Origin of the sequence: Caballeronia sp. LjRoot31 (assembly GCF_964253885.1) — a bacterium.
Lineage (GTDB): Bacteria > Pseudomonadota > Gammaproteobacteria > Burkholderiales > Burkholderiaceae > Caballeronia.
The window spans coordinates 1135225-1149812 of the sequence record NZ_CAXURX020000003.1 but is presented as its reverse complement, the minus strand read 5'-3'; the positions used below and the strand labels follow the sequence as shown (position 1 = coordinate 1149812).

Genomic DNA, 14588 nt, shown 5'->3' with positions numbered 1-14588 from the left:
CCGCCCCCCTACAAAACAAACCTGAGACATTCACGCTTATGAACCCGTCCAACCCCACCCATACAAACGACACCAACGACACCGCCACACCGCGTCTGCGCAGCCGCCGCTGGTTCGACGATCCCGCCGACCCCGGCATGACCGCGCTCTATCTCGAGCGCTACATGAACTATGGGATCACGCGTGAAGAGCTGCAGTCAGGCAAGCCGATCATCGGCATCGCGCAGACGGGTTCGGATCTCGCCCCCTGCAACCGTCATCACATCGAGCTTGCGAGCCGCGTACGCGACGGCATCCGCGACGCAGGCGGCATTCCGCTCGAATTCCCTGTGCATCCGATCCAGGAAACAGGCAAGCGCCCCACCGCCGCGCTCGATCGCAACCTCGCTTATCTCGGTCTCGTTGAAATCCTGCACGGGTATCCGATCGACGGCGTGGTCCTCACCACCGGCTGCGACAAGACCACGCCCGCGTGCCTGATGGCCGCCGCTACGGTCAACATTCCCGCCATTGTGCTGTCGGGCGGACCGATGCTCGACGGCTGGTATCACGGCAAGCTTGCCGGCTCCGGGACGGTGATCTGGGACGCTCGCAAGCGCTTGTCCGCAGGCGAGATCGACTACCCCGGTTTCATGGACATGGTGGCTTCTTCCGCGCCCTCGGTCGGGCATTGCAACACGATGGGCACGGCGCTCTCCATGAACTCGCTTGCTGAAGCGCTCGGCATGTCGCTGCCCGGTTGCGCGGCGATTCCCGGGCCGCATCGCGAGCGTGGATGGATGGCGTATGCAACTGGTAAGCGTATCGTCGGCATGGTGGCGGAGAATCTGCGCCCGTCGGATGTCATGACCAAGGGCGCATTCGAGAACGCCGTGGTGGCGGCGGCCGCGCTCGGCGCTTCATCGAATTGTCCGATTCACATGATCGCCATCGCGCGTCACATGGGTGTCGATCACACGCTGGAAGACTGGCAGCGGCTCGGTCCCGAGGTGCCCTTATTGGTGGACTGCCAGCCCGCCGGACGCTTCCTCGGCGAAGCGTTTCATAGGGCCGGCGGCGTGCCGGCCGTGATGAAGGAACTGCTGGATGCGGGCAGGCTCAACGGCGCCGTGCGCACGGTGACGGGGCGCACGCTGGCCGAAGATCTCGCCGCTGTGCCCGCGCCCGATCGCGAGGTGATTCGTGCGTACGCGAACCCGTTGAAGGAGTCAGCCGGGTACGTCGTGCTGTCAGGCAACCTCTTCGACAGCGCCGTCATGAAGGTCAGCGTGATCGACGAGGCGTTCCGCAAGCGCTTCCTCGCCGACCCGGATCATCCCGATGTCTTCGAGGGTAAAGTGGTCGTGTTCGAAGGCCCTGAGGATTATCACGCGCGCATTGAAGACCCGGAAACCGGCGTCGATGAACGTTCGATTCTCGTGATCCGTAACTGCGGTCCAGTCGGCTTTCCGGGTGGCGCGGAAGTGGTCAACATGCAGCCGCCGGCAGCTCTGCTCAAGCGCGGTATCGACACACTGCCTACGCTCGGCGACGGCCGTCAGAGCGGTACGTCGGCGAGTCCGTCCATTCTCAATGTTTCGCCGGAAGCGGCCGTTGGCGGCGGCCTTGCGTTGCTGGTTTCGGGCGACAGGATTCGCATCGACCTGAAGACGCGCAAGGTCGACCTGATGATCCCCGAGGCTGAACTTGCCGAACGCCGCGCGGCCTGGAAGCCCCCTGTGCTGAAGAACATGACACCGTGGGAAGAAATCTACCGGAGCATGGTCGGGCAGCAAGGCAGCGGCGCTTGCCTCGAACCGGCGACGCTGTACCTGAACATCGTCGAGACGCGCGGCGAATCGCGCCACAACCACTAAGGCGCACCGACGCCTGGCCATCATCCTTCTGGAAACCTTCTGGAGACAGACAACATGCTTCACGCTTACCTCCCCTCCGACCTTGACGACGCGCTGCTGATCGGCCGCGTCTGGCGGCCCGCGCCCATAGACGGGCCATCGGTGATCGTCGTGCGGCGCGGCGAAGTATTCGATATCACATCAACTGTCGCTACCACCGCCGATCTTTTCGATCGCGACGATGCCGTAGAAATCGCACGCCACGCTTCAGGCGAATCGCTAGGGTCCGTCAACGCGCTGATAAGCGCGTCGCTCGATTCATCCACCCATGCAATGCATTTGCTCGCACCGTGCGACGTGCAAGCGGTCAAGGCGTGCGGCGTGACTTTCGCGGTGAGCCTGCTCGAACGCGTGATCGAAGAACACGCGGGCGGCGATGCCAGCAAGGCGCAGGAAACCCGCTCGATGATCAACGAGTTGATCGGTGCAGATTTATCGAAGATAAAACCCGGCTCTGAAGCAGCGGAAAAACTGAAGGCCGAACTCGAGCGGCGCGGAGCGTGGTCGCAATACATGGAAGTCGGAATTGGTCCGGATGCCGAAGTATTTTCCAAATCGCAACCCATGTCCTCGGTTGGATTCGGTGCGGACGTGGGTTTGTACCCGACTTCAAAGTGGAACAATCCCGAGCCGGAAATCGTGCTGGCCGTGAACAGTGCGGGCACAATCGTGGGTGCGACGCTCGGCAACGACGTGAACCTGCGTGACATTGAAGGCCGCTCCGCTTTGCTGCTCGGCAAGGCTAAGGACAACAACGGTTCATGTTCGATCGGTCCGTTCGTGCGTCTGTTTGACGGCACGTTTACGCTCGACACCGTGCGCGAGGCGAGCGTGTCGCTGCGCATTGAAGGCGCCGACGATGGTTTTGTGCTGGACGGCGTCAGCCACATGCGCGAGATCAGCCGCGATCCGGCCGACCTGGTTGCGCAGACGCATGGCGCGCATCACCAGTATCCGGACGGCTTCATGTTGTTTCTCGGCACGATGTTCTCGCCGATCAAAGACCGCGACACGCCCGGTGGCGGCTTCACGCATCATCTGGGCGACGTGGTGACCATCTCTACGCCATCGCTGGGCGCGATCGTAAACACCGTGCGTTTATCGACGGAAATTACGCCCTGGACGTTCGGGGTACGTGCGCTTTATAGCAACCTGGCGGCGCGCGGTGTGCTTGGAAACACGCGCACTTCCTGACGCTGAATCAACGATTGGATCGATACGGCGCATTCGTCCGGCGGGGCCGGGCGCCGCTCGACCGCGTCCTTGCCCGGAAACGCTGCAAGGACGCATCCGTCATTCTTACTGATTGACGAGATCTTTGAACGCTTTACCGGCCGTGAACTTGACCGTCTTTGCAGCAGCGATCTGGATGGTGTCGCCCGTCTTCGGATTGCGGCCCGTGCGCGCGGCGCGTGCGCCGGTGCTGAAGGTGCCGAAACCGACGAACTGAACGCTGTCGCCGCTGACAACGGCTTGCGTGACAGTAGAGATAAATGCATCGATAGCTTCCGCGGCTGCGGCTTTGCTCGTGCCGGTGGCGGACGCCACGGCGTCAACGAGTTCTTGCTTGTTCATTTCTGTTTTCTCAAAGATGGGTACAACGCACTGCCCATGCGAGTTGCATGGCGGAAGCGTCACCTTACCGGACGCGCACGCTAGAGGCAAATCCGTTTTCTTGCGAATTTGTTGCAGGTTTGGTTCTGGTCCGGTCCTCATGGCCTCTGCGATTTGGCTCGACGGGCCGCACTATAGCGCGATAAATCGCAGCATCATGGAATGCAAATTCGAATTCAATAGTTTGCAACGCACTGAAGCTGTGTAAGCATTCTTGTTGCCTTTAGCGTTGAAACGCGGCTAAAACCGCTTTATGTAGGCGGTTTTTGTGGCCTTCGTTCGCTCCCCTTCCTCCGCCAGTCCTTCGCGCACCACTCCCATGAGCAAGAAAAAGATCCTCCTGAACGCGTTCAACATGAACTGTGTCGGCCATATCAATCATGGCTTGTGGACGCATCCGCGTGACCAATCACAAGATTACCGAAAGCTTTCATACTGGACAAATCTTGCAAAGTTGCTTGAACGCGGGTTGTTCGACGGACTTTTTATTGCGGATATTGTGGGGACGTATGACGTTTATCAGGCGTCGGTTGACCTGACGCTGAAGGAATCCATACAGTTACCCGTCAACGATCCCCTGATGCTGGTTTCCGCCATGGCGGCCGTCACGCAACATCTTGGTTTCGGCGTCACGGTGAACCTGACTTACGAAGCACCTTATCTTCTGGCACGACGTTTCTCCACGCTCGATCATCTTACCGAGGGGCGGATCGGCTGGAACATCGTGACCGGTTATCTCGACAGCGCCGCGCGCGCGATGGGCCTCACCGAGCAGATTGCCCACGACGAACGCTACGACCGCGCCGACGAATACCTCGACGTCACGTACAAGCTCTGGGAAGGCAGTTGGGAAGACGATGCCGTCGTGCGTGACCGCAGCGCACGCGTGTTCGCCGATCCGCAGAAGATACACAAGGTCAACCATCATGGCCGCTACTACGACGTCGAGGGTTATCACTTGTCCGAGCCCTCGCCGCAGCGCACGCCTGTGTTGTTCCAGGCGGGTTCGTCGGGACGGGGGCAGGCATTTGCGATCCGTCATGCCGAGTGCGTATTCGTATCGAGCCAGAGCAAGGAAGGCACGCGCAAACTCGTCGATGCACTACGCAAGCAAGCGGCCGAGGCAGGCCGGGACCCTGCTGGTCTCAAGGTGTTCATGGGTATCACCGTCGTGGTGGGACGCACGACGGCCGAAGCCGAGGAGAAGTTCGCCGAGTACGCGAGCCATGCGAGCGCCGAAGCGGGACTGGCGCACTTTGCGGCGGGCAGTGGTATTGATTATTCGAAGATCGGTCTCGACGACGAACTCGAACCACCGGGCGGTCACAAAAGCCGCGGCATAGAGTCGTCGGTGCAGCGCGTGACGGACGGACAATCCGGCTGGACCGTACGGCGCCTGCTCGATCAGCTGAAACTCGGCGGGCGGTATACGACTATCGTCGGCGACCCGGTGCAAGTGGCTGACGCGCTGGAATCGTGGATGAATGAAGCTGGCGTCGACGGTTTTAATCTGACGCGTACGGTAACGCCCGAAAGTTACGAGGATTTTATCGACCTCGTGATTCCCGAGTTGCAGGCGCGCGGTGTTTACAAGACCGCTTACGCCGACGGAACCCTGCGCGAGAAGTTGTTCAACCGCGGCGCGAAGTTGCCGGCCGAGCATACGGGTGCGTCGTTTCGCCGGGACCACGCGAAGTGAGGGCGGCGGCGTTGCCACGCCAGCACCGGCCCTGTAGCAAACTCGGCAAGATAACCGTCGGGCCGGCTATAGGTGGTGTCCAAGCTTCGAGCCAATCCTTAGGTATCCAATACAAACTACCGGGCTTCGCTCAGCCCGACTTCTACTGAGAAGACAGTGCCGCCAGGCTCGCAACCGATCAAGTTCCGCCTCGGTTTCATCACACTAATCCTCAGAAGCTTAGCGAATTTCGTGCTTTACACAGCGTTCACCCGGAGTATTGACTGAGGTATCCTCGACGCTCCAGCATCATGAGCACTCTCTTGAACACTCCCGGACATATCCCGTTGAATATCGTCGTGATCGGTGGCGGCTTCACCGGCGTCGCCTTCGTCATTCATGCCATTCGTGCCTGCCCGGTTGACGTCGACCTCGACTTCACCATTGTGGAACCGTCGACGGAACTCGGCCGGGGTATCGCCTATGGAACGTCGGACCCGCTGCATCGGATCAATGTACCGAGCGACCGGATGAGCCTGTTCGCCGGCGACTCCACGCACGCCACGCGCTGGCTCAAGGCACACGACCTGATCGATGCCGGCAGCAGCGACGGCCAGGGCAGCTACTACGTATCGCGTGCTCGATACGGAGAATACGTCGCCGCGACCTTGAACGACGTCGTGGCCGAGGCCGCCTCGCGTGTGCGCGTGAAGCATCGGCGAGCGACCGCGACTGGGGTGCGCAAAATCGATTCAGGTTATACCGTCACGCTCGACGACGGTTCGCATCTGGATGCACATCGCGTTGCGCTGTGTTTTGGCCATACGCCTTCGAAACCACCGGGCGTCATCGACGAACAAGCGCTTCACGATCCCCGGCTGATCACGCAGCCGTGGGCAACGGACGCGTTGCGCGCGATCCCGCGGGGCGCGTCCGTGCTGCTGGTGGGCACCGGCCTGACGATGGCGGACGTGGCCGTCACGTTGATCGAGCGCAAGCACACCGGACGCATCACGGCAATTTCGCGACGTGGTTTGCGCGCCCAGCCGCACGGACTTTTCTCCGATGCAGCCGATTTCCTCGGCAATGCAGCCCCACCCACCAGCGCCCGTGAACTCGTGCGCAAGCTCAGACAAAGGATCGCGCGCGACGGGGCCCGCATCGGCTGGCAACCCGCCGCCGACGCCCTGCGTTTCGATCTTCCCCGGATCTGGAACGCGTTGCCTTCACGCGAACAAGCTCGAGTGGTGAAAAGGCTGTTGGCGTTCTGGGATGTGCATCGCTTTCGCATCGCGCCGCAAATTCATGCTGCTATAGAGCGGGCCATCGAGAGCGGTCAGATGAGCGTGACCACGGCGGGTATCGTGGGGATCAGACGCGTGGCGGAGCACTTGCGCGCCAGCCTGCGACTTCCGGGCGGCACGCATGAAGAGCATGATTTCGATGCGGTGGTTTTCTGCACGGGACCGGCACGCGATATCGACCGGAATCCGCTTGTGAAATCGCTGTTGGAGGGTGGGCTCGCGCGGCTGGATGCGGTGCGGATCGGACTCGATACCGATCTTCGGAGTCAACTCCGGAATGTGGACGGCGAGGTGTCGCCCGGCCTGCTGGCCTTTGGCCCGATGACGCGTGGAAGCTTCGGTGAAATGACCGGCGCACCCGACATCGCACGGCATCTTGAACGGGTGCTCAAGGATGGCAGCCTGCTCGCGTATACATCGCGTTGAGGCGTGCGCGTAGCTTCATACGTCAACCCAAGGCCGATGAAGAGAACCAGACGTGCTGGTAAGCAGCAACCGCGGTCTTGTCCGGTACACGCTCTGACGTAAGCCATGCCGACCTGACGGACCGTGCCGCGTGGGCGTCTGGCGGCTTCACGAACAAATCCGCAGTCGATGCCCCGCCGACGCAGGCAATGAACCACGCGTTCATCAGCGGTTCCACGTCAAAACCCGCGTCCGTTCGTGTGATCAGCAGGGTTAGTCCGACTTCATCGGACGGGCGCCAGGGGAAGATCAAGCGGCCTTTCGGACGCAGCGCCTGAAGCCACGAACGCGGCGGCGCCAGGACGCCTGCGTTCACATAAATCAGATCGGACGCCGGCAAAGGCAGCTTGGTCGCGTCGCCTTGCGTCACCGTTACGCCCTCGAACGCCCGCAAGTTCTTGCGCGCGGCCTCAGCCAGGCCCGGTTCGATTTCGAACGCCTCTACGCGGCCGCCGGGCAGCGCGAGCACGGAAAGAATGGCAGTGTAATAACCGGAACCAGCGCCAATATGGCACACCACGTCGCCCCGTTGCGGCGCGACCGAACCGAGCCAGGCGGCGTGAAGGAACGGCTCGCCGTTGTTGATTCCCTTGGCTGCATCGAGCGCAACCAGGGCGTTCTGGTACAGATAAACAGGGTCCGCGCTGGGGGTGTCGAAGTACTCGTTGTCCACCATGATCTTCCACGGGCCGGGTGGCAGGAATGCCTCACGGGGCACGAGTTCGAAAACGCGCTCAAGCCTCGGATCGCTGGTCTTGCTCGCGGCCGCCATGAGCCTGGCGTAGGACCTCCTGGCTTCCGCGATATTCCCCTTTTGCTTACGAATCACAACAACCCCTTACCCTCGGATGATTGGGAAGCAGGTTTCGCGGCCCTTCGGCGTTGCCGGCTTCACTGACACCACCTATCGTGGCAATGCCTTCGGCTGGCGTCAAGATGCTTGATGACGCGGTGCATGGATCCGCTACCCTGCGGTTAAGGCCGAGCTTCCGAAACTAGCCAGGATCAGGCGCGTTTTCGTCAAAGTCAGTGCTCAATTGAACATCCGTGCAAAAAACGGTCATCATCCAGCGACTGAACTCGAGCGCCGCATCCCTCGAATGGACTTTCTATAGTACGTATAGTTATTTTGATATCCTAAATGTCTGCTGGATTTTCCGTCGAACACCGGGCCGATCCGGCAACACATCGTTTCCAAACCGTGTTCTGACTTCGCGATCCGCTCTCCCCACCCCTACGCCCATTTCAAGCCCTCGGACCTATGCACCTAGTCGAAACAACGGCCTTGTTCCATCATGACGCGCCACGCCAGACTCGCGGCAAATATGTCACGCCCCTGTGCGTCTGGCCGACAGCCGTTGGAGATGCACCAATCGGGGAAAACATCCGGGTCGATATACGCCTGAACCACGAGGATACCCTGGCTAACCAAGCGTTCGCGCAAACGTTCAACCTGCTCCTTCCACTCCTGGTATGAACGCGGCAACGTATCGCCGTCGATCAGCATAGCGCGGCTCCTGTCGTAGTCTTCCCGCATATACCACGCAACGCCGAACACGCCGACCTGCGAATCCATGGTTTCCTTTTTAGAGAACTAGCGGGTGTGCAAGACCTTAGCTGCGGCCGCTATTGGACTATGTACAGACATCCGCAGGCAACGCCGCAAAACCCCGGCAGCGAGTAACCCGTCGCGAACCACCAGCCCGAAACGTGGAACGCGCCAGCCATGTCGATATCGGTATCGATATCGCACGTTTATCGAACCAGGGTTATCGCGTAGTACAGACTTCGACCGAACCTCATGTGCATCCTTGTCCGCAAGCTCTGGACGAACGAATCTCGAAGCAATTCAACGCCGCGGCCTGCTCGCGCAGGCAGAAGACCCACCGCCTGAACGAAGTCGTCCACGGCGTCCGTATTCGCGTCCGTATTCGCGTCCTCTTCGAGCACGACGATTCGATGTTCACGCGCCATCTCGACTGCCTCCGGTCCCCCAGCGTTCTCGCCGAAGCACAGCGAGTTCGAAATGCCTCGCTCGCCTCCTGGAACGAGCAACAGGTCGGCTGCGTAGATACCACCCCTCTCATCAGGACACGTCCCGGCAAACCGGGTCCGACCGGGAAACATCGACGACAAATCTGCGAGCCATGGCGCTACCGCCTTGTCTCGCCTGCCGGCGATCAACAAGCGCGAGTTTGGGGTTTGCATCAGGGCAAGAATGAGCGCGGTTTGCCGGGCAACCCGAGCGGTGTCGGTCATCGAAGTTTCGTCGCTGACGACAGCCAGCGCGAAGTCGCCCTCCGACACGTTCATTGCCCGCCGGGCACGCTGCCTTGCCGCCATCGAGACGTTACCGAGTCGTGGATCGGCTAAGACTTTCATCGGCGTCTGACCGGCGGTCCTGACTTCGCCGCGCGCATCGAAGGTAAGCAATGTCGCACGGGAAGCCAGCGAACGCCGGTCGCTCCATTCACTATCGACCGGACACCCAGCCGGGTTTTCACCGCGTGTGTCCAACGCAAAGACAGATCCAGCGCCGAATCTACGTCTAAGCGTGAATGCACATTCGGTGAATGCATCCGCATAGGTCTCGACGCCGACGAACACATAAAAATTTCCTGGAGCGGCCGCGGAGATGTCCGTTCCGACGCGCTGCATCATTGAGAGGAGATGAGACGACGTAACAGCAACGGCAGTCGGCGTCCCGCCACTCGGTTCCGCTTCAATAAAGTCGACGCCCACGAAGATCTCAGCCCCCAAGCGGCGCCATAGCGGCATGGAACTATTCAGCGGCGCAACTATCTTGATGGGAATGTTCGAAATGGAACGAATGCCATTGATCGAGTCGAAGATAATATTTACCGACGCGAAATGGGTTCCTGGTATTAGAAAGACAATTGAGGAATGCAATTCCAACCATCTAAGTAGGAAGACGTGTTTAGTCCGCTGAACGCCTCTTCAAGCCTTTGTAGACCGCGCTCCACGGCACTTTTTTATGGCAAATTCATAGCATATTTAGTACCAATTTTATATAAATTTTTCTCAATTATAGATAGGTCTTCTTAACCATTTCGGACAATACGTATCCCTTTTGAGACAGCTGATAAAGCAACATTTCATTGTTGGCTAGAATGATTTTAGGACACACAAACGAGAAAAAGATGAACTTAGAGGGCGCAAGATCCTGGTCGAACGCGAGACAGGTAGTCTCGATCGAGCAAGGAACCCGACGGCATGGACACGCGACCAAAAAGCGGATCGCGATCCTGGTCTACGAGAACTGCTCTTTCGTCGAGATCGGTTTGATTGTCGAGTCCTTTGACCTAGCGAACTCGGTCGCGTTAACGCCGTCGGGTCAGATGCCTCATTATTCGGTATCCTTATTGTCAAGCAAGGGCGGCCGGATTCAATGTTCAAACTCCATCAGCATGGAGACCAGTCCGGTGGAGGGCGCCTCGTCGTCCGGATACGACGCACTGTTCATTGCGGGGGGAGAAGGCGCGTCGATTGCTGCTGGCGATATCCGGACAAGAGAATGGCTCAGGCGCGTGTTCCAGACGGTCCGCGTCGTGCAGGCGGCGGGGAACGGTACGCTCCTGCTCAAAGGTGCGAACCTGCCCAATGCTCGCGGCATGATCATTCCTATACGGCCGGCAGGCCAGCTGCCCAGTCCAGCGCTGGGCAACGACCTGGTGATCGACGTCAATGCAGGTTCACCGGTTATCACTGCTCTGTCGCTCATTAAATCTGATTTCGACTATGAAACAGCCGAAGGCATCGCAGAGCGCCTGATGCCCTTTTCCGGCCGCTGGCTCGAGCCGCTCCTCGGGGACCTGCCCAACGCCAACGTCGCGTCGACCATTAAGGAGGCGACGCGCTGGATAGAAGAGCATTGCGCCCGACCCATCACGGTAGACGACATTGCCCAAAGCGTGTCGATGGGCGAACGTACATTTCTTCGGCATTTCAAGGCCGAAACTGGCATGCCGCCGTCCGAGTATTTGTTGCGCACCCGCCTCGACATTGCTTGCAGGTTGTTGATAACAACAACCTTGCCTATCGACAAAGTCGCGCGCCGCTGTGGAATGCGCAGCGGCACTCGGCTTGCGAAGATATTCAAGCGCCGCCTGGGAATTTCCGCGAGCGACTACCGCAATTGCGCACGCAAGGATTTCGGTAGTGGCTGAGCTCGCATGGAAAGGCCACGCGCTCACTCTCTGAGCACAGGGACAATGCCAGCGTGATTGACCACGCACGACGACGTCCTCTTATACCGCTCCGGAAGTGTGAACGAGAGTTCCGTTCCTTCCAATGAAAATTGAATACGCAACATGAACCGGCTTGCCGAGCTGCCAAAGGCATCCCGTTCATGACCAGCACCACCTTCGTCATTTGCCATACCTCCAACAGCCGGCAGTGCCCGATGACCATTTCGTCCTACACCTTTGGCACAAGAAGATGCCTTCCGGGTGCCAATGACAGCACAGGCCGCTGAAAAATCCAATGTCCGATTGCCGCAGCATTTAGGCAATATGACGATGGCACGGGAGGTTAAGGTATATGTCGAAGCCCAATTCGACCACGCACCCTCGACACCCTGCAGACGAGGGGCAAAACTCATTCAAGGCAATGCTAAAAGTTACGAAAGCGGTTTTTCCCGTTGCGGGTCTCGGTACCCGATTCCTCCCCGCAACCAAGGCCAGCCCGAAGGAAATGCTGCCGGTTGTCGACAAACCGCTGATCCAGTACGCGGTCGAAGAGGCCATGGCGGCCGGCATCACGGAAATGATCTTCGTGACGGGCCGCAGCAAGCGCGCGATCGAGGATCACTTCGACAAGTCGTATGAGATCGAAGCCGAACTGGAAGCGCGCGGCAAGCAAAAGCTGCTCGATCTCGTGCGCAGCATCAAACCAAGCCACGTGGATTGTTTCTACGTGCGTCAGGCCGAAGCGCTTGGTCTGGGCCACGCCGTGCTGTGCGCGGAAAAGCTGGTGGGCGACAACCCGTTTGCCGTGATTCTCGCGGACGACTTGTTGTACGGCACGCCACCGGTGATGACGCAGATGATCGAAGTGTTCGATCACTATCACAGCTCCGTGATCGGCGTGGAGGAGATCCCCGCTCAGGATTCCAAGTCGTATGGTGTGATCGACGGGAAGGAATGGGAAGACAATATCTTCAAGCTGTCGGGCATTGTGGAAAAGCCGGAACCTGAAGTTGCGCCTTCGAATCTGGGCGTGGTCGGGCGATATGTGCTGAAACCGCGCATCTTCGATCACATCCGTGCATTGAAGCCGGGCGCCGGCGGCGAGCTGCAACTGACGGACGCAATCCAGTCATTGCTCGCTGACGAACAAGTGCTCGCGTACAAGTATCACGGCACCCGTTTCGATTGTGGCAGCAAGCTGGGTTACCTAAAGGCGACGGTGGAATTCGCGCTGCGCCATCCGGAAGTGGCTAAGGATTTCAACGCCTATTTATCGGCGTTCATGTCGGCTTTGCATGTTTGATTAGTTGGCGGCTTCCACGCAGAAAATGCCGTGTCAGGCGGGTCAACAAATATGAATATGCTGCTGCCACGCCGCGACCCAACAGCCTCAATGCCCGCGTCTCATCGTTCTCATCAGTTCGGCGAGGAACGTGGACGCTTCGATTTCCTCTTTCTGCGCCCGCCACAGTAGCGCGCCCGCAGATGCAATGGCTTCCCAGTCGCTATCGCCGACAATACCGTGCGTGCGAGCAAGAACGCTCGCCAATGAAACAACCGTTTCCGACGGACGTTGGCCGTAGGCCGGGTTTTCGGCCATCTTCTTGAACAGCGTCAATATCAGCAAACTATCCATCTCGTTGCTCCAGGTCAGTTGCAGATTGGACACCGGATACTTGCGACCACGACGCAGCTCAGATCGGTTCGCTTCCGGGGCTACTTATCTTCGGTGTACTTCGCTTTTTCTCAGAATGCGTGCGCAAGGAAGCGTTCGGGGCAAGGATTTTCGTGCCTTCTCGGACCAGCGCCTCACCAAGCACCAGGCGTGGATTTACAAGCAGTGCACCAGGAGAATGCGTTTGGCGAGGGGTAGCATTTGGAGGTCGACAATGCTCCGCATCATCGCGCCCATCTACGTTCCGATGACCGCCGCCTGGCGCGAAGACTTTTAGATTTCTATTCCGACTCGAGCTGTCCGCGATGAGCTGCGCGGTACTCACTCGGCGTGAGCGACATGCGACGCCGGAAGATACGCGAAAGCCGTTCTCCACTCCCCAAGCCGCAGCGACGCGCGATTTTATCGACCGGTAGCGTCGTCTTTTTGAGGAGGTGACAAGTGATCTCGAAGCGCGCATTCAACAAATACTCTGATGGCGTCACCCCTGTTTCGACCTTGAAACGGCGGAGAAAATTGCGCTCGCTCATCCCCGCGACCTCCGCGGCCTGCGCAATCGAAATAGAACGCTTGCAGTTCTCGCGAAGCCATTGCCCGGCTTTCTGCACTCGGTGCGTCGCATCGATCTCGTCAGATGCGTCCGTTTCCAAGTGGGGGAAATCCAGGTTCGATGACGTCACGTGGCGGGTAATCCGTCGCGCAATTTCAATGCTCAGATTTTCCGGAATCAGCGACAGCGCTGCAGCGAGCGGACTGCTTACGTCGCGACGCGCAAACCGGTTACCCTCTTGCGCCTCGATGGAGTGGCGTTGATATTGGGTGCCGGAACTGCTTACGCCAAACGAAGAGTGACGGCGGTATCCGGTGGCCTCGACCAATCTGGATGCGTGATGGTTCCATTCCACGATGCTTGCATTCGACAGCAACTTGCGAAGCGGTCCCATCATTGAAGAATCGGTTAGTGCAATGTCGCGCTCGGTTCCCAGCATGATGAAGACACCATCGAAGCGGAGACCTAAATGCTCATCGATGGCATCGGTGCGTATGCCTACCGATGAAGAATCCTTTACATAACCGCCTCGGGCGGAAAGCAAAACAACTGACGACCCGATCCCTACCGGACGCTCGGCTTGCTTCGCCAGGTTGGCTTGCTGACATACCTCGGCTACGAGACCGACGTCTAGAAGAGAGAAACCGTCGGACAAGACAATGGCTATCTGGCCGTTCCGGCCGGGTGAGTCGTTCAGTCTGATTTGAGCCACCGTACCCCGGAAAAGGGATGGCTCCGTTTGAGTGTGCATGACTGCTCTCAATGGCGGTTGATAGGTTTTCTTATTTGTTGCAGCGCATGATACATTTCTGAAAAAGCAATAATTACGCGTGGCGCAAATGGGCAATGTTTTGTCGGAGTCAGTTTTGCTTATAGTTAAGTGAATTTCATATGAAATATCATATATTTTCTTTTATTTTCAATGTGTTATGACACTTTTTTATGTCATCTCAATTAATTTATCATATGAATATTAGGCATCATTATTACAATAATTACATTCATAGATGACTCTTAGGCGCATATGCTTGGCGGAATTAACCGGTAGATTCGCCGCGTGTTCACGCCATATGGCTTGCGCTTAGTCGACATGGTTCGAGGCGGGGTGGGAATATGTTGGATATGAGGTTGAGGGTGTGATCAATGCGTTGGCCTACGCATGATGGCTTCGCGGGAAAGGAATTTAAGTCAGGTTGTTG

General features: G+C 58.5%; 12 protein-coding genes. 6 read left to right on the top strand and 6 right to left on the bottom strand.

The genetic code is table 11. The features are described 5' to 3' along the window. Positions 1–38 precede the first annotated feature (38 nt). Both ACSQ8V_RS33820 and ACSQ8V_RS33815 read left to right on the top strand, forming a co-directional pair. Positions 39–1856: an IlvD/Edd family dehydratase gene (locus ACSQ8V_RS33820; RefSeq protein WP_213766004.1), complete on the top strand. Its 1818-nt coding sequence runs from the start codon at positions 39–41 to the stop codon at positions 1854–1856. Between the two features lie 54 nt (positions 1857–1910). After that, positions 1911–3089, top strand: coding sequence for a fumarylacetoacetate hydrolase family protein (locus tag ACSQ8V_RS33815; RefSeq protein ID WP_436208725.1), 1179 nt, complete (start codon positions 1911–1913; stop codon positions 3087–3089). A 105-nt stretch (positions 3090–3194) separates the two neighbouring features. Here the strand turns inward: ACSQ8V_RS33815 and ACSQ8V_RS33810 are convergent, their stop codons facing one another. Then, positions 3195–3611: an HU family DNA-binding protein gene (locus ACSQ8V_RS33810; protein WP_436208724.1), complete on the bottom strand. Its 417-nt coding sequence runs from the start codon at positions 3609–3611 to the stop codon at positions 3195–3197. 217 nt (positions 3612–3828) lie between these two features. On the opposite strand from ACSQ8V_RS33810, the gene ACSQ8V_RS33805 reads away from it, so the two are divergent. Beyond that, positions 3829–5208: an LLM class flavin-dependent oxidoreductase gene (locus tag ACSQ8V_RS33805; RefSeq protein WP_436208723.1), complete on the top strand. Its 1380-nt coding sequence runs from the start codon at positions 3829–3831 to the stop codon at positions 5206–5208. Between the two features lie 302 nt (positions 5209–5510). Continuing rightward, the gene (locus ACSQ8V_RS33800) at positions 5511–6917 is read left to right on the top strand and encodes an FAD/NAD(P)-binding protein (RefSeq protein ID WP_436208722.1); all 1407 of its coding nucleotides are present in this window, start codon (positions 5511–5513) and stop codon (positions 6915–6917) included. A 22-nt stretch (positions 6918–6939) separates the two neighbouring features. Here the strand turns inward: ACSQ8V_RS33800 and ACSQ8V_RS33795 are convergent, their stop codons facing one another. The 3 genes from ACSQ8V_RS33795 to ACSQ8V_RS33785 form a co-directional block, all read right to left on the bottom strand. Then, positions 6940–7785: a protein-L-isoaspartate O-methyltransferase family protein gene (locus ACSQ8V_RS33795; protein ID WP_436208721.1), complete on the bottom strand. Its 846-nt coding sequence runs from the start codon at positions 7783–7785 to the stop codon at positions 6940–6942. 438 nt (positions 7786–8223) lie between these two features. After that, positions 8224–8532, bottom strand: a complete 309-nt coding sequence (locus ACSQ8V_RS33790) for a hypothetical protein (RefSeq protein WP_436208720.1) — start codon at positions 8530–8532, stop codon at positions 8224–8226. Positions 8533–8711: 179 nt separating this feature from the next. Beyond that, the gene (locus ACSQ8V_RS33785) at positions 8712–9734 is read right to left on the bottom strand and encodes a hypothetical protein (protein ID WP_436208719.1); all 1023 of its coding nucleotides are present in this window, start codon (positions 9732–9734) and stop codon (positions 8712–8714) included. A gap of 383 nt (positions 9735–10117) precedes the next feature. Here ACSQ8V_RS33785 and ACSQ8V_RS33780 point away from each other — a divergent pair, with 383 nt between their 5' ends. After that, complete coding sequence (locus tag ACSQ8V_RS33780; protein ID WP_436208718.1) at positions 10118–11143, top strand: GlxA family transcriptional regulator; 1026 nt, start codon at positions 10118–10120, stop codon at positions 11141–11143. 442 nt (positions 11144–11585) lie between these two features. Then, positions 11586–12467: a UTP--glucose-1-phosphate uridylyltransferase GalU gene (gene galU, locus ACSQ8V_RS33775; protein ID WP_436209241.1), complete on the top strand. Its 882-nt coding sequence runs from the start codon at positions 11586–11588 to the stop codon at positions 12465–12467. 87 nt (positions 12468–12554) lie between these two features. Here the strand turns inward: galU and ACSQ8V_RS33770 are convergent, their stop codons facing one another. Both ACSQ8V_RS33770 and ACSQ8V_RS33765 read right to left on the bottom strand, forming a co-directional pair. After that, the gene (locus tag ACSQ8V_RS33770) at positions 12555–12800 is read right to left on the bottom strand and encodes a hypothetical protein (RefSeq protein WP_213765995.1); all 246 of its coding nucleotides are present in this window, start codon (positions 12798–12800) and stop codon (positions 12555–12557) included. 320 nt (positions 12801–13120) lie between these two features. Beyond that, complete coding sequence (locus tag ACSQ8V_RS33765) at positions 13121–14140, bottom strand: helix-turn-helix domain-containing protein (RefSeq protein ID WP_436208717.1); 1020 nt, start codon at positions 14138–14140, stop codon at positions 13121–13123. Positions 14141–14588: the final 448 nt, after the last annotated feature.